Source organism: Actinomadura luzonensis, from assembly GCF_022664455.2.
GTDB classification, from domain to species: Bacteria; Actinomycetota; Actinomycetes; order Streptosporangiales; family Streptosporangiaceae; genus Nonomuraea; species Nonomuraea luzonensis.
In genome coordinates this window covers 1,524,116-1,542,856 of the sequence record NZ_JAKRKC020000002.1, presented here as the reverse complement: position 1 = coordinate 1,542,856, position 18,741 = coordinate 1,524,116, and the positions used below count along the sequence as shown (strand labels likewise).

Annotated in this window: 24 protein-coding genes and 1 riboswitch; of the genes, 8 read left to right on the top strand and 16 right to left on the bottom strand. The window is 76.4% G+C overall.

What is annotated here, in order from left to right; all coding sequences use genetic code 11:
• Window positions 1-28: 28 nt before the first annotated feature.
• Both MF672_RS37430 and MF672_RS37425 read left to right on the top strand, forming a co-directional pair.
• Window positions 29-736, top strand: a complete 708-nt coding sequence (locus MF672_RS37430) for a CTP synthase C-terminal region-related (seleno)protein (protein WP_242382798.1) — start codon at window positions 29-31, stop codon at window positions 734-736.
• A 48-nt stretch (window positions 737-784) separates the two neighbouring features.
• Window positions 785-1,828, top strand: coding sequence for a phosphotransferase (locus MF672_RS37425; protein WP_242382799.1), 1,044 nt, complete (start codon window positions 785-787; stop codon window positions 1,826-1,828).
• 13 nt (window positions 1,829-1,841) lie between these two features.
• Here the strand turns inward: MF672_RS37425 and MF672_RS37420 are convergent, their stop codons facing one another.
• On the bottom strand, window positions 1,842-2,300 hold the full coding sequence (locus MF672_RS37420) for an SRPBCC family protein (RefSeq protein ID WP_242382801.1): 459 nt from the start codon (window positions 2,298-2,300) through the stop codon (window positions 1,842-1,844).
• A gap of 81 nt (window positions 2,301-2,381) precedes the next feature.
• On the opposite strand from MF672_RS37420, the gene MF672_RS37415 reads away from it, so the two are divergent.
• Entirely contained in the window at window positions 2,382-3,218 is an 837-nt protein-coding gene (locus tag MF672_RS37415) for an AraC family transcriptional regulator (protein WP_242382803.1), read from the top strand.
• On the opposite strand, the gene MF672_RS37410 is transcribed toward MF672_RS37415, so the two are convergent.
• Complete coding sequence (locus MF672_RS37410) at window positions 3,175-4,131, bottom strand: NAD(P)-dependent oxidoreductase (protein WP_242382805.1); 957 nt, start codon at window positions 4,129-4,131, stop codon at window positions 3,175-3,177. The genes MF672_RS37415 and MF672_RS37410 overlap by 44 nt on opposite strands.
• Window positions 4,132-4,331: 200 nt before the next feature.
• Window positions 4,332-4,397, top strand: a riboswitch (guanidine-III (ykkC-III) riboswitch).
• A gap of 24 nt (window positions 4,398-4,421) precedes the next feature.
• Here MF672_RS37410 and MF672_RS37405 point away from each other — a divergent pair.
• Together MF672_RS37405 and MF672_RS37400 are read left to right on the top strand one after the other, a co-directional pair.
• The gene (locus MF672_RS37405; protein WP_242382806.1) at window positions 4,422-4,745 is read left to right on the top strand and encodes a DMT family transporter; all 324 of its coding nucleotides are present in this window, start codon (window positions 4,422-4,424) and stop codon (window positions 4,743-4,745) included.
• A gap of 49 nt (window positions 4,746-4,794) precedes the next feature.
• A complete protein-coding gene (locus MF672_RS37400) occupies window positions 4,795-5,139 on the top strand; it encodes a hypothetical protein (RefSeq protein ID WP_242382807.1) in 345 nt (114 codons plus the stop codon).
• A 36-nt stretch (window positions 5,140-5,175) separates the two neighbouring features.
• On the opposite strand, the gene MF672_RS37395 is transcribed toward MF672_RS37400, so the two are convergent.
• The 7 genes from MF672_RS37395 to MF672_RS37360 all read right to left on the bottom strand — a co-directional run bounded on the left by MF672_RS37395 (window position 5,176) and on the right by MF672_RS37360 (window position 10,605).
• Window positions 5,176-5,454, bottom strand: a complete 279-nt coding sequence (locus MF672_RS37395) for a GNAT family N-acetyltransferase (RefSeq protein ID WP_328517130.1) — start codon at window positions 5,452-5,454, stop codon at window positions 5,176-5,178.
• 741 nt (window positions 5,455-6,195) lie between these two features.
• A complete protein-coding gene (locus MF672_RS37385; RefSeq protein ID WP_242383102.1) occupies window positions 6,196-6,594 on the bottom strand; it encodes a hypothetical protein in 399 nt (132 codons plus the stop codon).
• A 2-nt stretch (window positions 6,595-6,596) separates the two neighbouring features.
• A complete protein-coding gene (locus MF672_RS37380) occupies window positions 6,597-7,142 on the bottom strand; it encodes a dihydrofolate reductase family protein (RefSeq protein WP_242383104.1) in 546 nt (181 codons plus the stop codon).
• Window positions 7,143-7,214: 72 nt separating this feature from the next.
• Entirely contained in the window at window positions 7,215-7,733 is a 519-nt protein-coding gene (locus MF672_RS37375) for a pyridoxamine 5'-phosphate oxidase family protein (RefSeq protein WP_242383106.1), read from the bottom strand.
• Between the two features lie 80 nt (window positions 7,734-7,813).
• Complete coding sequence (locus tag MF672_RS37370; protein WP_242383108.1) at window positions 7,814-8,917, bottom strand: sensor histidine kinase; 1,104 nt, start codon at window positions 8,915-8,917, stop codon at window positions 7,814-7,816.
• The gene (locus MF672_RS37365) at window positions 8,901-9,518 is read right to left on the bottom strand and encodes a DedA family protein (RefSeq protein ID WP_242383110.1); all 618 of its coding nucleotides are present in this window, start codon (window positions 9,516-9,518) and stop codon (window positions 8,901-8,903) included. Before MF672_RS37365 ends, MF672_RS37370 begins: the two co-directional genes overlap by 17 nt.
• Before the next feature lie 70 nt (window positions 9,519-9,588).
• Entirely contained in the window at window positions 9,589-10,605 is a 1,017-nt protein-coding gene (locus tag MF672_RS37360) for a helix-turn-helix transcriptional regulator (RefSeq protein ID WP_242383111.1), read from the bottom strand.
• A 61-nt stretch (window positions 10,606-10,666) separates the two neighbouring features.
• Between MF672_RS37360 and MF672_RS37355 the strand changes: the two genes are divergently transcribed.
• Window positions 10,667-11,014 carry a YdeI/OmpD-associated family protein gene (locus MF672_RS37355; protein WP_242383113.1) on the top strand — a complete coding sequence of 116 codons (348 nt, stop codon included), beginning with the start codon at window positions 10,667-10,669 and terminating at the stop codon, window positions 11,012-11,014.
• 24 nt (window positions 11,015-11,038) lie between these two features.
• Here the strand turns inward: MF672_RS37355 and MF672_RS37350 are convergent, their stop codons facing one another.
• Window positions 11,039-11,677, bottom strand: coding sequence for an NAD(P)-dependent oxidoreductase (locus MF672_RS37350; protein WP_242383115.1), 639 nt, complete (start codon window positions 11,675-11,677; stop codon window positions 11,039-11,041).
• Between the two features lie 132 nt (window positions 11,678-11,809).
• Between MF672_RS37350 and MF672_RS37345 the strand changes: the two genes are divergently transcribed.
• Window positions 11,810-12,499, top strand: coding sequence for an aquaporin (locus MF672_RS37345; RefSeq protein WP_242383116.1), 690 nt, complete (start codon window positions 11,810-11,812; stop codon window positions 12,497-12,499).
• A gap of 14 nt (window positions 12,500-12,513) precedes the next feature.
• The gene (locus MF672_RS51575; protein ID WP_302893341.1) at window positions 12,514-13,071 is read left to right on the top strand and encodes a ferritin family protein; all 558 of its coding nucleotides are present in this window, start codon (window positions 12,514-12,516) and stop codon (window positions 13,069-13,071) included.
• On the opposite strand, the gene arsM is transcribed toward MF672_RS51575, so the two are convergent.
• The 6 genes from arsM to MF672_RS37310 form a co-directional block, all read right to left on the bottom strand.
• Window positions 13,040-13,774: an arsenite methyltransferase gene (gene arsM / locus MF672_RS37335; RefSeq protein ID WP_242383118.1), complete on the bottom strand. Its 735-nt coding sequence runs from the start codon at window positions 13,772-13,774 to the stop codon at window positions 13,040-13,042. The genes MF672_RS51575 and arsM overlap by 32 nt on opposite strands.
• A gap of 119 nt (window positions 13,775-13,893) precedes the next feature.
• The gene (locus MF672_RS37330) at window positions 13,894-14,508 is read right to left on the bottom strand and encodes an SRPBCC family protein (RefSeq protein ID WP_242383120.1); all 615 of its coding nucleotides are present in this window, start codon (window positions 14,506-14,508) and stop codon (window positions 13,894-13,896) included.
• The gene (locus MF672_RS37325; RefSeq protein WP_242383122.1) at window positions 14,495-14,860 is read right to left on the bottom strand and encodes an ArsR/SmtB family transcription factor; all 366 of its coding nucleotides are present in this window, start codon (window positions 14,858-14,860) and stop codon (window positions 14,495-14,497) included. The genes MF672_RS37330 and MF672_RS37325 overlap by 14 nt, the downstream gene beginning before the upstream one ends.
• A gap of 57 nt (window positions 14,861-14,917) precedes the next feature.
• Window positions 14,918-15,523, bottom strand: a complete 606-nt coding sequence (locus tag MF672_RS37320; protein ID WP_242383124.1) for an energy-coupling factor transporter transmembrane component T family protein — start codon at window positions 15,521-15,523, stop codon at window positions 14,918-14,920.
• Entirely contained in the window at window positions 15,520-16,194 is a 675-nt protein-coding gene (locus MF672_RS37315) for an energy-coupling factor ABC transporter ATP-binding protein (RefSeq protein WP_242383126.1), read from the bottom strand. The genes MF672_RS37320 and MF672_RS37315 overlap by 4 nt, the downstream gene beginning before the upstream one ends.
• Window positions 16,191-18,740, bottom strand: coding sequence for an acetyl-CoA C-acyltransferase (locus MF672_RS37310; protein ID WP_247815625.1), 2,550 nt, complete (start codon window positions 18,738-18,740; stop codon window positions 16,191-16,193). Before MF672_RS37310 ends, MF672_RS37315 begins: the two co-directional genes overlap by 4 nt.
• Window position 18,741 lies beyond the last annotated feature (1 nt).

Below are 18,741 nucleotides of genomic sequence, written 5' to 3'. Positions count from 1 at the left end.
AACCAGTAGGGGACGCCACGATGGGGGCATGAGAATCGCCCTCGTCGGGGACCGCTCCCCGAGCGTCCGTTCGCACGTCCGCGTCCCCCTCGTCATGCAGGCCGTACGGGAGCACGACGGCATCGCCCTCGACCCGTACTGGATCCCGACCACCGACGTCGCCGGCCTGGACGCTCTCGACGGCTTCGACGGCGTCTGGCTGCTGCCCGGCAGCCCGTACCGGGACGAGGCGGGCGCGATCGAGGCCGTCCGCGCGGCCCGGGAGGGCGGCGTGCCGTTCCTCGGCACCTGCGCCGGGTTCCAGCACATGCTCCTGGAGTACGCGCGCCACGTGTGCGGCCTGGACGTGGCGCACGCCGAGAACGAGCCGGGCGGCGCCCGCGACTTTCTGCTCACCCCGCTGGCCTGCTCCCTGGCCGGCCACGAGAGCCTGGTCCGCCTCTCCCCCGGCACCCTCGCCGGACGGATCGTGGCGGCGCGCGAGACCATGGAGTCCTACGTCTGCTCCTACGGGCTGAACGAGGCGTACAAGGAGGCGCTGACCGCCGGCGGGCTGGTGTTCTCCGGTCACGCCGCCGACGACGGCACCGCCCGCGTCGCCGAGCTGCCCGGCCACCCGTTCTTCCTGGCCACGCTGTTCCAGCCGGAGCTGGCCGAGCGGCGCGACCGGCCGCACCCGGTCATCTCGGCGTTCGCGGCGGCCGTCGCCCGGCACGCCGCCGCGGCCCGCGTCTGACCCCGCGACGCGGCGGGCCTCTCCCCGACGGGGCGGTAGCGTGATCGCATGCGGGCGGAGGAGATCAGGCGGGTGGGCGGCGCGCTGCGCGCCGAGGTGACGGCGGTGCGGACGCTGGCCGGTGGTTACTCCCACGAGACCTGCCTGCTGACCCTGTCCGGGCGGGACGCGGTCGTCGCGCGGCTCGGCGGGCCGGATCCGGCGGTGGAGGCCGCGGTCATGGCGCGGGCGCGGGCCGTGGTGCCCGTGCCGGAGGTGCTGACGGTGCTGCCCGCCGCGCCCGGCTGCCGGGCGGTCATGCTGCTGGAGCACGTCGCCGGCACGCCGCTCGGCGACGTCCTCGACCACACCCTCGGCGACGTCCGGGCTGACGGCCGGGCTGACGGCCGGGCTGACGGCCGCGGCGGCGCCGGGGACGTGGGCGGCGAGGAGTTGCGCGGGCTCGGGGCCGAGGTGGGACGGGTGGTGGCGGCCGTCGGGGGCGTGCGGTTCGAGCGGCCGGGGTTCTTCACCGGCGAGGCGCTGACGCCCGGGATGGAGCAGCCGTGGTCGGCGCAGCTCCCCAGCTTCGCGGCCTCCTGCATGGCCGCCGAGCCCGTCCTGGGACGGCTGGACGCCGCCACGCGGCGGGGCTGGGCCGCGCTGTGCGCCGCGCACGCGCCCGCGCTCGCCCGGGTCGAGCGGCACAGCCGGCTCGCGCACGCGGACGCCAACCCCAAGAACATCCTGGTCAGCCGCGCGCCGGGCGGGGGCTGGCGGGTCAGCGCGCTGCTGGACTGGGAGTTCGCCTACGCGGGGAGCCCGTACGGGGACGCGGCGAACATGCTGCGGTTCGCGGCCGACTACCCGGCGCCGTTCGTGGCCGGGTTCCGCGCCGCCTTCGCCGCCGGGCTGCCGGCCGACCTGCCGCCCGATCGTGACTGGGCGTACCTGGGGCGGGTGCTGGACATGTTCGCCCTCAGCGACCTGGTGACACGGGCCCGGACGAACGTGGTGGTGGAGCGGGCGGCCGAGGAGATCCGCCGCTGGGTCGCGCACGGCGTCCCGGACGCCCCTTCGACGACGCATCAGGGGGCCCCTCGGCGGGCGTGAGCCCGGCGCGGGTTCAGGCGCGGGTGACGTCCCGCGCCGCCGGGGCCTCGCGGGCGGCGAGCGCGGCCAGCTTGCGCAGGCTGTGCCGGAACACGGCCGTCGCCGGCGGACGCACCAGCGGCCACCCCGCCCGGCCCGCCGCCCCGAACGGCAGCAGCAGCTCCTCCGCCCAGATCACCCGGCTCCCGCCCGGGCGCGCCCGCACCCGGAACGCGCCCCGGCCGCGCACCACCCGCCCGGTGTGCTCCATGACGACCAGCTCGGGCGGCTCCCACCGGGTGACTGTCATCGTGTCCAGCACCCCGAACGGCCACACCCCGGTGTACGCCTCGACCGCGTCCGGGCCCACCTCGCGCGTCGTGGTCAGGAACATCCACTCCCGCTGCCGGGACCAGTCGGTCATCAGCGCGAACACCTGCTCCTGCGGCGCCGCCACCTCGACGGCGGCCCCCACGTACACGGCTCTGCCCACTGCGCCCCCTGCCTGTCCCGTCCCCCCTCCTACCCGCTCCGCCGGGACCTGATCGCGGGCCGTCCTGCTACCGTGCCGTCCGTGGACGACCCGAGCAGGCATCTGCGGCCGGTCCCCGGGCAGCGGTTGCGGTTCGGCCAGGGCGCCCCGGGCATCGAACGCCTGGAGGCCAGTCTCACCGGGGTGGCGTTCGGCACGCACCGCCACGACACCTACGCCGTCGGCGTGACGCTGAGCGGCGTGCAGACGTTCCGGTACCGGGGCGAGCGGCGGCACTGCCTGCCGGGCGAGTGGCACGTCCTGCACCCGGACGAGCCGCACGACGGCGCGGCGGGCACCGACGAGGGGTTCGGGTACCGGATCCTGTACGTGGATCCGCACCTGGTGCGGGAGGCGCTGGGCGGGGGGCCGCTGCCGTTCGTGGCCGACCCGATCGTGCGGCCGTCGGGGATGCACCCGTCGCTGCTGGAGTGCCTGCGCCGGATGGACGAGCCGCTGGAGGAGCTCGCGCGGCTGGAGGTGGCGCTGCTGGTGGCCGCCGCGTTGCGCCGGCACTCGGGAGTCACGGCGGTGCCCGCGCGGGGGCCGCTGGCGTCGGCGGCGCTGGCGCGGGCGCGCGAGCTGATCGCCGCCGATCCGGCCGTGCGGCGGACGGTGGCGGAGCTGGAGCGGGTGTCCGGGCTCGACCGGTGGACGCTGGCCCGGCAGTTCCGGGCCGCGTTCGGCACCAGCCCGACCCGGTTCCGTACGATGCGGCAGCTCGACCTGGTGCGGGACGCGCTGCGGCGCGGCACGCCGCTGCCGGAGGCGGCGCTGGGGGCGGGGTTCGCCGACCAGAGCCACATGACGCGGATGTTCCGGCGCGCCTACGGCCTCACCCCCGGCCGGTGGCTGGCCGCCCAGGCCGGGACCGGGTAGCCGCCGCGTCCCCTCCGGCGGCCTCCGCTCCTGCGGACGCCGCCGTCCTGGCCTCGATCGCGCGGATCACGGCCACCATGTCGAGCCCGCCGTGCCCGAGCGCCAGCGTCTCGGCGAACAGCTCGTGGCAGACGTCCAGCAGCGGTGACGCCAGGCCGCGGGCCCGCGCCGCCTCGGCGATGAGCCGGTTGTTCTTCAGCACGTCGGCGATCGCCGCCTGCGCGGTGTGCTCGCCCTCGGCCAGCTTGCGCGTCTTGACCCGCGACACCTCGCTGGCCATCGGGCCGGCGTCGAGCACCTGCGCGAAGGTGTCCAGGTCCAGGCCGTGCCCGGCGGCGAAGTGCACCGCCTCGGACAGGCCGCCGACCATCGTGACGAGGAACAGGTTCACCGCCAGCTTCATCAGCAGCGCGCCCGGCACCGGCCCGCACGGCACCGTACGGGCGCACATGGGGGCCAGCAGGGGCCGCACCTCCGCCACCGTGTCGGGCTCGCCCGCCAGCATGGCCACCAGCCGGCCGGCCTCGGCGGGGCCGCGCGAGCCCGACACGGGCGCCTCCACGTACCGGCCGCCCGCCGTCCGCACGTCGGCGGCCAGGCCCGACGAGTACGCGGGCGAGGTCGTCCCCATGTGCACCACGACCCGGCCGGCCACGCGGGCGGCGAAGCCCGGGGCGCCGCGGTCCAGCACGGCGTCCATTGCCGCCTCGTCGGCCAGCATGAGCAGCACCACCCCGGCCTGCCGGAACACCTCGGCCGGGCTCGCCGCCACCCTCGCCCCGGCCGCCCGCAGCTCGCCGGCGCGGCCCGGGGTGCGGTTCCACACGACCAGCGGGGTGCCCGCCCTGGCCAGGTTGAGCGCCATCGGCCGCCCCATGATCCCCAGCCCGATGAACCCCGCCACCGCCGTCATGCCCTGCCCCTCCCGCCGCCCGTCCCGGCCGGGTGACCGGGACGTCCGTTGTAGCGGAGAAGGCGGGCCGCCGTCTTGAACGGTTGTGACCGCACCGGCGGCTGCCCGGCCCGGGAGGGGGAGGAGGCCGGGCCGGACGCCGGGACTCGGGCGGGCGGGAAGGCCGGAATAGAGGGGGCAGGAAGGCCGTTGGCCCGGATGCGGTCCCCGGCCCGGGGTCCGTCCGGACGAGACGCGCCGTACCCGGCCTGCGAAGACGACGCTCCCCCTTGACGAAGAGAGGAGCCGTCATGGCCTGGGTGCTCATTGTCGCGGCCGGTCTGTTCGAGGTCGCCATGGCCTACTCGCTCAAGCTCAGCGACGGGTTCTCCGCGCTGTGGCCGAGCGTGGCGTTCGGCGTCGCGGCCGTGCTGTCGTTCGGGCTGCTGGCGCTGGCGCTGAAGAACCTGGAGGTCGGCACCGCCTACGCCGTCTGGACCGGCATCGGGGCGGTCGGCACCGCCGCCGTCGGCATGATCGTGCTGGGCGAGAGCGCGTCCCCGCTGAAGCTGGTCTCGATCGGGCTGATCCTCTGCGGCGTCGTCGGCCTCAACCTGGCCGGGGCCGGCCACTGACGCGTACGCGGGGCGTCACGGCTTACCCTGGGCATGAGGTGATTCGCCCATGTTCGAGCCACCCGTGCTGCCGCACCGTTACGTGCCCTGGACCGACCCCGACGACCCGGACGCCGCCGAGGAGTGCCGCGTGTGCGGCGGCGAGCCGGACCCGCGCCGTCCCGGCCTGCACCGGGACGAGATCGCGCCCGAGCCGGCCGCCGACCCCGCCGAGCTGCCGCTGCCCGAGCACCTGGTGCGGCTCGTCCGGGCGGAGCTGGCCGAGGCGCCCGTGCCGCTGCTGGACTCCCAGCTCGACGTCCTGGCCCGGCGGGTCGCCCTCGGCCTCTACCTGCGCGGCGCGATCAGGCCCCGCCGCTCGGACTGGCGCCCGCCCGCGGGTCACGCGGCCTGACGCGGACGCCGGCCCGGCCGTACGGTGACGTGGCCGTCACGTCTCCAGCGACATGTACAGGCGGGTGCCCCGGGGCGCGAAGCCGAGGCGTTCGTAGACGCGGCGCGAGCCGTCGCCCCCGTACTCCAGCCAGACCGTCTCCGCGCCCTGGCCGAACATGGCCGCGGTCACGGCGGCGGTGACCGCGGCGGCGATGCCGCGGGCGCGCCAGGCAGGCCGGGTGCCCACCCCGGCGAGCTCGGCGGTGCCGGCGGCGGGCGGCGAGCAGGAGGCCGCGCCCGCGCAGCCGCCGCCGGGCGCGCGGACGAAGCGCACCGCCCGCCGCTGTCCTGGGTGCGCCGCAGCCGGGCGGCGCCGGCGGGCGAGGGCGGGAACTCGCCGCCGAACGCCTCCGACAGGGCCGCGTCGACGGCGAGGTAGTCCTCGTCCGTGTCCGGGACCTCGGCGACGTGCCCGGTGCGGGGCGGGGTCAGCTCGGCCGGGGCGCAGACCAGGTAGGAGTGCTCGGCCTCCACGCCGAACCCGGCGGCGCGCAGGGCGTCCGCCACGCCGGGCGCGGCGTCGGGGGCGAACTCCAGCCTGGGCCTGAGCCCCCGTTCGCGGAAGACGGCGACCAGCGCGGCGACGTCCGCCGGGGTGGGCCGGGCGCCGCGCAGCGGGGTGGCGTAGTTGACGAACGGGCTGTCGGTGCCGGGGTCGATGCCCGCGACGAAGCCACCGGTCTCGATGACCACGGGACGGCGGCGGAGGTTGGCGATGGCGAAGCTCTGGACGTCGGTGCCCAAGGTGATGATGTCCTCACGTCAATGAGTGCTGATTCAGGGGAAGATCAACGTGGGGCCGCCGTGAGGAGACGGGCGCGGCACGTGACGCCTGCCGGCCGGGATGGCAGGGCAGGCGGGTCAGTGCCGGCGGCGGCCGCTGCGGGACGCCGAGACCATGGACTTCAGATCCTTCGCATCATGGGTGACCACGCGCCGGACGGGCACGGCCAAGGTCACTGTGGCACACCCGGCGACGCGGGGCAACTCCCGATCCGCAGGGCGCAAGGCGGCGTCACCGGCCGCCGGTGAACGGGGCCTCGCCCTCCTTGAGCGGCCGGAAGCGCAGCGCCGACCACACCTCGTCGATCGCGACCTGGCCGTTGGGCCGCAGGCCGTACTCGCCGGCGATGGGCCACAGCGTGTCGCGGTTGATGTCGGAGCGGTTGCCCTTGGGGTAGGCCACCCACAGCACCCCGGGCGCGGCGAGGCCGGCGCGGTGGCGGCCGAGCAGGTCGCGGGCCGCGGCGGCGTCGGCGGCGAAGACGACCGCGACCCCGGCCTCCGCCAGGTCCTCGGCGTGGCGGGCGCCCTCGGGCAGCGGCTCGACCAGCGGGCGGTGCGCGGCGTCGGACACCCAGACGGCGGTGCCCGGCTTGACGAGCAGCTTGGCGGCGGCGGTCTTGGCGGTCACGGTCAGCTCCTCGTGTAGGTCAGGTTCAGGACGCCGGTGGCGAAGGTGGCGGAGCGGGTGAGCGTCAGCGGGACGCGGCCGGGGTCGCCGTCGAACAAGCGCTTGCCGGCGCCGACGACGATCGGGTGCAGCAGCAGGTTGAGCTCGTCCAGCAGGCCGTCGCGCAGCAGGGCGGTGACCAGGGTGGGGCTGCCGGTGATCGAGATGTCACCGCCGGGCCGCTCCTTGAGCCGGGCCAGCTCGGCGGTGACGTCGCCGGTGATGACGGTGGTGTTCTGCCAGGTCGGGGTAGTGAGGGTGGCGGAGACGACGTACTTGTCGACGGCGTTGAGCCGGGCGGCCATCGGGTCCTTCTCCGGGTCCTGGTGGGGCCAGTGGGCGGCGAACTCCTCGTACGTGCGCCGCCCCAGCAGCAGGACGTCCGACGCCTGCATCTGGCGGCCGACCTCCTCCCCCATCTCCTCGTTGAAGTAGGGGAAGTGCCAGGTCTCGGGGGCTTCGACGACGCCGTCGAGTGAGATGAACAGCCCCGCGACGATCTTCCTCATGGTCGGGCTCCTCGTCCGTTCGGTGGAATGCCCCAACCCTGGCACCGAATAATTAAATTGTCAAGGCAGGTTCTATTGTCGGAGGAGCTGGTCAAGGTCGGGGGCGTAGACCGTCATCCAGTGCGGGTGGAGCCGGTAGTAGACGACCTCCTCGTCCCAGTCGAAGGCGTCGGCGCCGTAGAAGTCCTTGAAGTACGCCAGCAGGTACGGCCAGTCCGCGGCCGGCTCCCCGTCCCGCGGGTTCAGGACCTCCACCGTGCCGTGCGCGAACACCCCCAGGTCCTCCCCGCGCAGGTGCGCGACGCTGGCCGCGGGACGGGCGGCCAGGTGGCGGGCCTTGGCGGCGGTGCGCGCCGTGCCGAAGCACCACCGGCCGTGCAGGAAGTGCCCGTCGGCGCCGCTGATCCGCGGCTCGCCCTTCGCCGTGACGGTGGACAGGGCGAGCGTGCACATGCCGACCAGGATCCGGGTGAGCTGCTCGGCGGTCGCGGTGCGATCGGTGACGATCGAGCGGAGGTGAGAGGTGGAGCGGGAGAGCGAGGCATCGAGGAGAGCCTGAAGCTCCTTGAGCTGCTCCGGCGTTTCGCGCATGGAATTCCTTAGGTGTGTCGGTCCTACGGGAACCATGCTCGGCGCGAAAGCCGACACCTTGTGGCATGTTTTCGGGGAGATCAGGGCGCCGGCAGCACCGCCGTGATCGTCGTCGGGCCGCCGGCGGGGCTGTCCACCTCGAAGCGCCCGTCCAGCGCCGCCACCCGCCCGGCCAGCCCGGTCAGGCCGCCGCCCGCGGCGTCGGCGCCGCCCCGGCCGTCGTCGCGCACCCGCACCACGACCGCGCCGTCCTCCTCGTGCACCTCGACCACGATGAGGCCGGCCCGCGCGTGCTTGGCGGCGTTCGTGACGGCCTCGCACATGACGAAGTACGCCGCCGTCTCCACCGCGCGCGGCGGCCGGCGGGGCAGCTCGCAGGCCACCTTGACCGGGACGCCGGACCGCTCGGCCACGCCCGCCAGCGCCTCGCCCAGCCCGAGCGCGTCCAGCCCGCTCGGGTAGACCCGCCAGGCCACCTCGCGCAGCTCGGCGAGGGCCTGCTGCGCCTCCTGGTGCGCCTGCTCCAGCAGCTCGGGCCGGCCCCGGCGGGCGCGGCCGACCAGCATCGACAGGGCGACCAGGCGTTGCTGGAGGCCGTCGTGCAGGTCGCGTTCGATGCGCCGCCGTTCGGCGTCGACGGCGGCGACGACGTTCGCGCGGCTCTCGGCCAGCTCGGCGATCCTGCGTTCCAGCCGCTCGGTGCGGCCCGGGCCGAGCAGGCGCCCGGCCAGGGCGCGTTCCAGCAGGTGCGCGCCGGCCACCCCCGACAGGTCGAGGAACAGCAGCACGATCCCCGCCACCAGCAGGTACGTCACGAGCGGCGGCGACGGGGCCATCCCGTCGAACGCCTCCCCCCGCCCCCACGCCAGGGCGGCGAGCACCGCCATGCGCGCCCCGAGCACGAGCAGCGCGACCACCAGCCCGCCCAGCACGCCGACCGGCACGCGGGCGGCCAGGTAGCGGAAGGCGCGGGCCTCGCCGCCCGGCTCCAGCGCGTCCAGGGCGGCCGGGTCCAGCCGCAGGCGGCGGGCCTCCAGCGCGGCCAGCCGGCGGGCCGCCGCGCCGGCTCGCCTGTTGCCGGAGACAGGCAGCGCGAGCAGGACGAACACCAGCTCGGCGAGTGCGGTGAGCGCGCCCAGCGTCACCGCGCCGAGCAGGCGCAGGCCCTCAGCGGCGAGCCGCATGCCTCCCCTTGCGCCGCTCGGCCAGCCGGACGCCGACGAAGACCAGCACCGCCAGCACCACGAGCCCGATCACGACGTTCGTGCCCACGCCGACGTAGGTCTCGACGAGGTGCCACTGCTCGCCGAGGAGGTAGCCGGCCATCACGAAGATGGTGTTCCAGATCAGGCTGCCGGCGGTCGTGAGGAACAGGAACATGGGCAGCGGCATGCGCTCGACGCCCGCCGGGATCGAGATGAGGCTGCGGAAGATGGGGATCATGCGCCCGAAGAACACCGTCTTGCGGCCGTGACGCTGGAAGAACGCCTCGGTCTTCTCGATGTCGGACGTCTTCACCAGCGGCAGCTTGGCCGCCAGGGCGAGCACCCGCTCGCGCCCGAGCAGCGCGCCCACCCAGTACAGCGCCAGCGCGCCGACCACGGAGCCCAGGGTGGTGAACACCAGCACGTCCAGCAGGTCCATCTCGCCCCTGCTGGCGGTGAACCCGGCCAGGGGCAGGACGACCTCGCTGGGCAGGGGCGGGAAGAGGTTCTCCAACGCGATCGCGAGGCCCGCCCCCGGGGCCCCCAGCGTCTCCATCAGTCCAACGAGCCAGTCAGTCATAGGCCTAAGGCTAGGGAAGATCGGATATGCCTGAAATGAGGCTGGTGCCCGAGCCTACCTGTGGTAAACCTCAGCCCCCGCCGGCCGTACGGCGTACGGAGGCGTCGGGGCCGTAGCGGGCGACCAGTTCGGCGCCGATCCTCGCCAGCTCGGCGCGGACCGCCTCCGGCTCGACGACCTCCACCTGCGCGCCCCAGCCGGCCAGGTGCTCGGCGATCGACAGGGCCATCGGCGCGGCCACCCGCACCCGGGCGCGGCCGTCCGGCTCGCGCCCCAGCACCTCGCAGTGGCGGCCGAACTGCCCGCGCAGCACCGCCACGTGCCGCTCGGCGACCAGCACCACCGCCGGCACCAGCGAGCGGCGCCGCTCGACCTCGCCGACGACGCGCTCCCACTCCGCCGCCAGGTCGAAGCCGTCGGGCCGCTCGGCGGGCAGGCCGGTGGCCTCGACGCCGGTGATCCGGTCCACCCGGTAGGTCCGCCGCCCCGCCTCGGTGCCCGCCACCAGGTACCACACGCCGTCCTTGTCGACCAGGCCGAGCGGGTCGGCCAGGCGCTCGGCCGGCTCGCGGCCCGGGCGGGCGTACGTCAGGCGCAGCTTGCGCCCGGCCACGACCGCGTCCTGGAGCGTCCGGACCAGGGCGGGCGGCTCGCGTCCCGCCTCCCCCCAGCGGGCCGGGTCGGACACCACCGCCCGCGACGCGGCCTCGGCGCCGGCCCGGAACGTGCTCGGCAGGGCCCGCACGAGCTTGCGCAGCGCCGACGTCAGGGCCGGCGAACGGTCCTGCGCGCCGCTGGTGCCGCTGGTGCCGGTCGTGGTGCCGGTGGCCGGGCCGAGCAGCAGGAACAGGGCCTGTGCCTCGGCGGCGGTGAGCCCGGTCAGGTCGGTGCGCGCGCCGCCCACCAGCGACCAGCCGCCACCGCGGCCCGGCTGCGGGTAGACGGGGATGCCCGCGGCCGACAGCGCCTCCAGGTCGCGGCGGGCGGTCGCGACGGAGGTCTCCAGCTCCTCGGCGAGTTCGGCGGCGGTCACGCGGCCGCGGCCCTGGAGCAGGAGGAGGGCGGCGACGAGCCGGTCGGCGCGCATGGGTCCATGGTCGCAGAGAAAGTGCTCAGGAGATGAGCGCTTTGGGCGGGAGAATGGGGACATGCAGATCTTCGAGGACGCCGCCGCGTGGCGGGACTGGCTGGAGCGCCACCACGCCGAGGCGAGCGAGGCGTGGGTCGTGCTCGCCAAGAAGGGCACCACCGAGCCGACCTCCCTGACGTACCTGGAGGCGCTGGAGGAGGCGCTGTGCCACGGCTGGATCGACGGCCTGACGCGCTCCCGGGACGCGGGCACGTACCTGCAGCGTTACACGCCGAGGCGGGCGCGGAGCGGGTGGTCGCGGTCGAACGTCGAACGGGTGGCGCGGCTGACGCGCGAGGGGCGGATGCGCCCGGCCGGGCTCGCCGCCGTCGAACGCGCGCGAGCCGACGGCCGCTGGCCCGCCTGACGCGCCCGGCCCGGCCCGGCGGGCTCAGGAGAGCACGTAGACGACGTGGCCGGCCGACGCGGGGTCGTCCAGCAGGGTGAGCATGCAGTCGGCCGTGTCGGCGCGGGTGGTGCGGTGGCCGCCCCGCAGGTTGCGGTCCCAGGAGGTGCGGTAGCGGCCGGTCGGGCCGTCGTCGCTGAGCCTGCCGGGCCGGACGATCGTCCAGTCGAGGCCGGAGCGGCGCAGCAGGTCCTCGGAGGCGGCGAGGTCGGCGTAGGAGTCGCGGAAGAGCCGCTGCACGATGAGCGGCTTGAGCACGTACCGGGTGAAGGGGGCGTCGCCCGCGTCGGCCACCGCGCCGGCCGCGCCGACCGTCAGGACGCGGCGCACGCCCGTGCGGCGCATGGCCTCGGTGATGGCGGCGACGCTGCCCGAGTGGACGGTGGTGGGCCCCCGCTCGCGGCTGCCCATGGCGCTGAGCACGGCGTCGCGGCCCTTGACGGCGGGGGCGACGGCGGCCGGGTCCATGACGTCGGCCTCGACGACGTCCACCCGGTCGCGCACCTCGGCGGCCAGCCGGGACGCGTCCCGCACCACGGCGGTGATCTCGTGGCCCCGGTCGAGCCCCTGGCGGACCAGTTCGCCGCCGATGCCGCCGGTCGCTCCGAGGACGGCAAGCCTCATGAGCCTCCCCTTCCACTCCTGCGGGGGTGAGTAAGCATTCACTCACGACCTTACCCGGTGGACCACTGAACCGCGCGCCCCCGGGACCCGTTGTGCGGGCATCGGGGGCCCACCGACACATGGGAGGACAACGTGCGCAGGTATGTCACGGAGTTCATCGGGACCTTCTTCCTCGTCTTCACGGTCGGCGCCACGGTCCTGGCCAAGGCGCCGCTCGCGCCGGTGGCCATCGGGGCGATCCTCATGGTCATGGTCTACGCGGGCGGCCACGTCTCGGGGGCGCACTACAACCCGGCGGTCACGCTCGCAGTGCTGGTCCGCGGCCGGATCGGGCCGGGCGACGCGCTCGCGTACTGGGCTGCCCAGCTCGCCGGGGGCGCGGCCGCCGCCGTCACCGCGGTCTACGTGGCCGGGCCGGCGGGCGGGCAGGCGGGCGGGCCGCCGCTGGCGCCGTCCGGGCGGGAGCTGTGGGTCGCGCTGCTGGCGGAGGCGCTGTTCACGTTCGCGCTGGCGTACGTGGTGCTCAACGCCGCCACCAGCAGCGACCACCCGGGCAACAGCTTCTACGGCCTGGCCATCGGGTTCACGGTGGCGGCCGGGGCGTTCGCGGTGGGCGGGATCTCGGGGGGCGCCTTCAACCCCGCGGTCGCGCTCGGCGCGGCGGGCATGGGGCTGTTCGCCTGGTCCAAGATCTGGGTGTGGCTGCTGGCCGACCTGGCGGGCGGCGCGCTCGCCGGCGCGGCCTTCCTCGCGCTCAACCCGGCCGACCGCGCCCCCGCCCCGGCGCCGGCGAAGCCGCGGGCCGAGGCCCCGGCCGGTTGATCGCGCGGCACGCCATGCCCACCGCGCGTGAGATCGCCGGGCGTTCCGGACTCGACGTGGACGCCCTGGTCGAGGCGCTGTCCGCGGCGGCCAGGGCCGAGCTGCGGGCCCTGTACCGGTACACGGTCCTGAGCTCCGGGCCGCTCGCCTTCGCCGGCGAGGGGCTGCGGCAGGTGCTGGAGGACATCCGCGGCGAGGTACGCCGCCACTTCGAGGCGCTGGCCCGCCGGGTGTGCGAGCTGGAGGGGGCATTCCCGGCGAGCGCGGGGCGGTTCCTCGGCGAGGCGGGGGACGCGGTGCTGGAGGAGCTGCTGTCCGGCGGGCGCGACCCGGCGGCCGTGCTCGCCGGCGCCGCGGCCGCGGACGCCGCCCCGTACGCGGCGCTGTGCGAGCTGACCGAGGGCCGGGACGTCTGGACGTACGAGCTGGTCGCGGCCGTCCGGCACGAGAAGCTGGAGCACGAGGCGTGGCTGCGGGAGATCGCCGGCCTCGGCCCGCCGGGGCGCTTCCAGCGGGGCTTCCGCGGCCGCTCGCCGTACCTCAGCCGGCTGCCGGGGCCGCAGGGGGCTTGACCGCCCGGACGAGGGCGGAGTGGAGGCGGTCGGCCACTCCGCCCGTCGGCGTGATCGTGATGCCGGTGAACCCGGCCGCGGCCAGCCCCTCGCGGTACTCGGTGAAGGACAGGGCGCCGGCGACGCAGGCGCTGTAGTCGCCGCGGGCGGCCCGGTCGGCGGGGGTGAGGGAGTCGTCGGCGACGATGTCGGCCACGGCCAGCCGGCCGCCGGGGGCCAGGACGCGGAAGGCCTCGGCGAAGACGGCGTCCTTGTCCACCGACAGGTTGACGACGCAGTTGGAGACGATCACGTCCACGGCGGCGTCCGGCAGCGGGATCGCCTCGATCGTGCCCTTCAGGAACTCGACGTTGGCCGCGCCCGCCCTGGCCGCGTTGGCGCGGGCCAGGTCGAGCATCTCGTCGGTCATGTCCAGCCCGTACGCCTTCCCCTCCGGCCCGACCCGGCCGGCCGACAGCAGGACGTCGATGCCGCCGCCGGAGCCGAGGTCGAGCACGCGCTCGCCGGCGCGCAGCCCGGCCACGGCGGTGGGGTTGCCGCAGCCCAGGGAGGCGGCGATCGCCTCGGCGGGCAGGGCGCGGCGCTCGTCCGGGTCGTAGAGCGAGGCGCCGCAGCCGCCGCCGCCGTCGTGCACCGCCCGGGCGGCGGCGGCGTAGTGCTGCCTGACCTCTTCGCGCAGCCGCGCGGACCGCTGGTCGCTCATCACGCGCTCCTTCCGCCGCCCTGGGTCGCGCGATCCGCGGCGGGGCGGCGCTTGAATCGATGGCTATCGAATCAAGCTTCTCCCCTGATTAGATATCTGTCAATCCAGCGAGGGGCGGGCTACGCCTCGGGCTCGGGGGCGTAGAAGGCGGTGACCGCGGCGACGTGCGCGGCGGCGCGCTCCGGCGGGACGCCCGCGGCCTCCGAGGCCCTGCCCCAGGCCGCCGCCGCGGCGGTGATGACCCGCCGCCCCTCCTCGGTCAGATGGAAGGTCGCCTCGTCCACCTGCTCGCCGCCCGCCAGGTGCAGGCCCAGGCCGAGCACGGCGAGGTCCCAGCCCACGCCGACCGCGCCGGGGCCGAAGCCGTCCCACATCTCCGGCGGCACCTCGGCGGTGTGGCGCAGCTCGAACCGGGTGCCGTCGCCGTCGGGGGTCAGCTCGACCTCGACCTCCGACAGGCCGGGGGCGTCGCCCATCACCCAGCTCACCTTGAACCGGCGGGGCGGCTCGCACTCCAGGATCTCGCCGCCCGCGTTGCCCTCGAACTGGTAGCGGCCGCCGAGCCGCAGGTCGCCCGTGACGGGCAGGAACCAGCGCTTGAGCCGGCCGGCGTCGGTGCAGGCGTCCCACACGTCCTCGATCTCGGCGTCGTAGCGCCGGCGCAGGACGGCGACCTTGCGCTCGCCGTCGATCAGCTCCCGGTGCGCCCGGGCGATCTCGTCAACCATGTCCATCGGTGGGGTCCTTCCTCTCAGCGGTCAGGCGGCGTTCGCGCTTGCCGCGCGCGAGCTCGGTGGCCAGCGCGTCGAGGCGCTGGTCCCAGAAGCCACGGAAGCGCTCCAGCCACACGTCGACCTCCCGCAGCGGGCCGGCCTCGACGGCGTAGAGCCGCCGGGTGCCCTCGGCCCGCACGCTGGCGAACCCGTTGTCGCGCAGCACCCGGAGGTGCTGCGAGACGGCCGGCTGCGAGATGCCGAACTCGTGCTGGATGACGGCGGTGACCTCGCCGGAGCTCTGCTCACCGCCGGCGAGGAGCTCCAGGATCCGGCGCCGGACCGGATCGCCGAGGACGTCGAATGCGTGCACGTCCCGAGTATTTCAAGGACCACTTATATAAGTCAAACCTGAGGTAAGAGGGGCGGGTCAGTCGTCCAGGCCACGGGCGCTCAGCGCCTCGCCCAGCGCGTCGGCGTGCCGCAGCGCGCTGACCACCAGCGGCACCGCGAAGGCCCGCAGGCTGCGCTCCACCCCGCGGGCGCGCTGCGCGTCCCTGACGCGGCCGGCCAGCGCGGCCAGCACCGGCACCGTACGGACCGTGAGCGACAGCAGCAGCGACAGCCGGAACGGGTCCAGCCCGGCCAGCCGCGCCGGCGCCAGCAGCCGCTCCAGCGCGGCCATCAGCTCGGAGGTGCGCGTGGTGAGCGTGACCAGCCCGGCCAGCGCCACCGCCAGCACCACGCGCGTCGTCGTGACGGCCGCCGCCTCCGGCCCGGCCACCACCCACTGCACCGCCAGCAGCGCCGCCGCGAACCAGCGCACCGGCCGCACCTGCGCCCAGGCCGCCGCCGGGCCGACCCGCGACAACGCGTACAGGACCGCGGTCACCGCCGCCGCCCCGGCCAGCGCGAACGGCGAGCGCAGCAGCACCACCACCGTGCAGGCGACCGCGAGCCCGGCCAGCTTCGCCCCGGCGGGCAGCCGGTGCATCGGCGAGTCCTTCGGGACGTACGCGCCGGTCAGGCCGTTCACGACATGAGCTTCCTGTAGTGCGCGACGGCCTCGCCCGGCGCGCCGTCGGCGACCACCCGGCCCTCGTCGAGCACCAGCACCCGGTCGAAGCCGGTCAGCAGCGGCAGGTCGTGGGTGACCACCACCACCTGCTGCGGCATCTCCCGCAGCAGCTCGCCGACCTGGCGCGAGTGGCGCAGGTCGAGCAGCGTGGTGGGCTCGTCCATGACCAGGACCTTGGGCTCCAGCACCATCACCGAGCACAGCGCGAGGAGCTGCTTCTGCCCGCCGGACAGGTGGTGCGCCGGATGGTCGGCGTGCCCGGCCAGGCCGTAGCGGCCGAGGACCTCGGCCACCCGCCGGTCCACCTCGGCGCGGGGCAGGCGGTGGCGGCGCAGCGAGAAGGCGACGTCCTCGGCCACGGTGGGCATGACGATCTGGGCGTCCGGGTCGGTGAACAGGAAGCCGACGCCGCGCCTGATCTCGGCGGCGTGCCGGCGGGTGTCCAGGCCGAGGACGGTGACCGCGCCGGACGTCGGCCGCGCCAGGCCGTTGATCAGGCGCGCGAGCGTGCTCTTGCCCGAGCCGTTGGCGCCGATCACGCCGACGCGGCGCTCGGCCAGCGAGGCGGTGACACCGCGCAGCACGTCCCGCTCGCCGAGCCGGACGTGCACGTCCGCGAACTCGATCACGTCGCTCCCCCTCGCACCACCTCGAACAGCGCGGCCACGCCGAGGCCGCCGCCGACGGCCGCCGCGGCCAGGCCCAGCGTCCCCGCCGGGGCGCCGCCCCGGACCAGCCGGGTGAACAGCCTGGTCACCACGACCGCGCCGGTCGCGCCCCACGGGTGCCCCAGCGCCAGCGCGCCCCCGTCGGGGCAGACGCGGCCCGCGTCGGCCCCCAGCGGGTCGAGCCCGAGCGCGTCGGTGACGGCCAGCACCTGGGCCGCGAACGCCTCCACGACCTCCACCGCGGCCACCCGCCCCAGGTCGGCCCCGGCGCGGGCCAGGACCCGCCGCACGGCGGGCACCGGCCCCCACCCGGGCAGCGCGGGATCGCAGCCGACCACGGCCCCGGACACCAGCCGCAGCCCCGGCAGGCCCGCGCGCAGCCGCTCGGGCACCACGGCCACGGCCGCCGCGCCGTCGCTGACCGGGGAGGAGTTGCCGGCCGTCACTGTACCGCCCGCCGCGAACGCGGCCGGCAGCCGGGCCAGCGTCGCCGCGCGCAGCGGGCGGGGCCGCTGGTCGTCGTGCCGGCCGCCGACGGGGACGATCTCCCCACCGAAGACGCCCCGCTCGCGGGCGGCCAGGGCGGCGGCGTGGCTGCGGGCGGCGTAGGCGTCCTGGCGCTCGCGGGTGATGCCGCGCGCGGCGGCCAGCGCCTCGGCGGCGGGGCCCATGTCGGGGTCGGGGTAACCGCCGGGGGCGAACGGCGCGCGGGCGTAGGGCTCGCTCGCGCCGCGACGGGTGCGGAGCGGGGCGGTCGAGGCGCTCTCGGCGCCGCCCGCGAGCACCAGCCCGGCCTCGCCCGCGCGGACGGCCTGCGCCGCCACCAGGATCGCGGCCAGGCCGCTGCCGCACTGACGGTCGACGGTGAGGCCGGGCACGCCGTGGCCGAACCCGGCGGCCAGCGCGGCGACGCGGGCCACGTTGCCGCCCGGGCCCATGCAGTTGCCGAGCACGACGTCGTCGGGCGGGCCGGCGACGCCCTGCGCGGCCAGGTCGCGGGCCACGGCGGCGAGGACGGGCGCGGCCAGCCCGTCCACGGCGAGGTCCTTGAAGGCGTGCCCCGCGGTGCCGATGGGCGTGCGGCGCGCCGCGACGACGACGGGGCGTCGGCGCCGGTCACGGAGGCGCCGGATGCCGGGGTCGCCGTCGGCGAGCCGGGCCGCGACCAGGGCTCGGGCGGGCTTGCCGGTGCCGGTGCGGGGCAGGCTCGGCACCGCGTACCAGCGGCGGGGCCGCTGCGCCGCGTCCAGGCCGCCGCGCGCGACGGCCTCCAGCAGCGCCCGCGGCGGCGGCGCTCCCCCGTCGCCCTCGACCACGGCGGTCACCACCGACCCCAGGGACGGGTGCGGCGAGCCGATCACCACGATGTCGCCCACGCCGGGCACCTTCCGCAGCACCTCCTCGACGTCCTCGGGCACGACGGTCGCGCCGCCGGTCTGGATCGCGCCGTCGCCGCGCCCGCGCAGCCGCAGCCGCTCCCCCTCCCGGTACGGGCGGGCGACGTCGCCCACGCTCATCCAGCCGGCGCCGTCGCGGCGCAGCGGCCCGGCCGCGCCGCCCAGGTAGCCCTCGGCCAGCCACGGGGAGCGGGCCCACACCTCGCCCAGCGCGCCCGCGCCCGGCCGGACCTCGATCTCGACCTCGGGGAACGGGCGCAGCCCCGTCCCGTCGGCGTCGGCGGCGACGAACGACAGCTCGGTGGCCCCGTAGTAGGCCACGACCCGCACCCCGGCCCGCTCGGCCGCGGCCCGCATCTCAGGGGCGAGCGCGGCCCCGCCGACCACGGCGGCGCGCACCCGTCCCGGGTCGGCGAGCACGGCCGGCAGCAGGTGCGGGACCAGGTGCGCGACCGTGGCCCCGGCGCAGAGGGCGGCGAGGCCCTGGGGGCCGCCGCCGGGAGGCATGCGGCCGGGGACGACGGCGGTCGCGCCGATCGCCAGGGCGTGCACGGCGGCGAAGGCGTACAGGGAGGACCACAGCGGGCCGGGCACCAGCACCACGTCGTCGGCGCTCATCCCGGCCAGGGCCGACAGGTGCGGGAACGAGCCGGTCCAGGAGGCGCGGGTGCGGACGACGGCGCGCGGGCGTCCGGTGCTGCCGGAGCTGAAGCAGGCCCACGCCAGGTCGCTCCCTGCGGGCACGTACGGGAGGGCGGGGCCGGCCGCGGACGGGCCGGCGGCTGCCGGGAGGGGGGTGTCCACCAGCAGGCGCGGGCGGGCGGCGCCGGTCATGCGGGCCCACCTCTCCCGGTCCCACGCCGGGTCGCCCACCAGGGGGACGGCTCCGGCCAGGTCCGCGGCGAGCACGGCGGTGAGCAGCGCGGCCGGGTCGGCGAGCCCGATCGCGACGAGCGAGCCGCGCCGCACGCCGCGGCGCAGCAGGTGCCGCGCCCCCTCCCCGGCATCGGCGGCGAGCGCGGCGTAGGTCAGCGCGCCGCGCGGCCCGCGCAGCGCCACCGCGCCGGGACGGGCGGCGGCGTGCCGCAGGACGGGTCCGGCTACCGGCATG

Coding starts and splice junctions, on each gene's coding strand:
- MF672_RS37375 (WP_242383106.1), bottom strand. CDS start 7,733: ATGCGCGAAACGCCGGAGCAGCTCAAGGAGCTTCAGGCTCTCCTCGAT.
- MF672_RS37380 (WP_242383104.1), bottom strand. CDS start 7,142: ATGAGGAAGATCGTCGCGGGGCTGTTCATCTCACTCGACGGCGTCGTC.
- MF672_RS37410 (WP_242382805.1), bottom strand. CDS start 4,131: ATGACGGCGGTGGCGGGGTTCATCGGGCTGGGGATCATGGGGCGGCCG.
- MF672_RS37330 (WP_242383120.1), bottom strand. CDS start 14,508: ATGGACATGGTTGACGAGATCGCCCGGGCGCACCGGGAGCTGATCGAC.
- MF672_RS37310 (WP_247815625.1), bottom strand. CDS start 18,740: ATGCCGGTAGCCGGACCCGTCCTGCGGCACGCCGCCGCCCGTCCCGGC.
- MF672_RS37365 (WP_242383110.1), bottom strand. CDS start 9,518: ATGACTGACTGGCTCGTTGGACTGATGGAGACGCTGGGGGCCCCGGGG.
- MF672_RS37360 (WP_242383111.1), bottom strand. CDS start 10,605: ATGCGCGCCGACCGGCTCGTCGCCGCCCTCCTCCTGCTCCAGGGCCGC.
- MF672_RS37400 (WP_242382807.1), top strand. CDS start 4,795: ATGTTCGAGCCACCCGTGCTGCCGCACCGTTACGTGCCCTGGACCGAC.
- MF672_RS37405 (WP_242382806.1), top strand. CDS start 4,422: ATGGCCTGGGTGCTCATTGTCGCGGCCGGTCTGTTCGAGGTCGCCATG.
- MF672_RS37430 (WP_242382798.1), top strand. CDS start 29: ATGAGAATCGCCCTCGTCGGGGACCGCTCCCCGAGCGTCCGTTCGCAC.
- MF672_RS37425 (WP_242382799.1), top strand. CDS start 785: ATGCGGGCGGAGGAGATCAGGCGGGTGGGCGGCGCGCTGCGCGCCGAG.
- MF672_RS37355 (WP_242383113.1), top strand. CDS start 10,667: ATGCAGATCTTCGAGGACGCCGCCGCGTGGCGGGACTGGCTGGAGCGC.
- MF672_RS37370 (WP_242383108.1), bottom strand. CDS start 8,917: ATGCGGCTCGCCGCTGAGGGCCTGCGCCTGCTCGGCGCGGTGACGCTG.
- MF672_RS51575 (WP_302893341.1), top strand. CDS start 12,514: ATGCCCACCGCGCGTGAGATCGCCGGGCGTTCCGGACTCGACGTGGAC.
- arsM (WP_242383118.1), bottom strand. CDS start 13,774: ATGAGCGACCAGCGGTCCGCGCGGCTGCGCGAAGAGGTCAGGCAGCAC.
- MF672_RS37350 (WP_242383115.1), bottom strand. CDS start 11,677: ATGAGGCTTGCCGTCCTCGGAGCGACCGGCGGCATCGGCGGCGAACTG.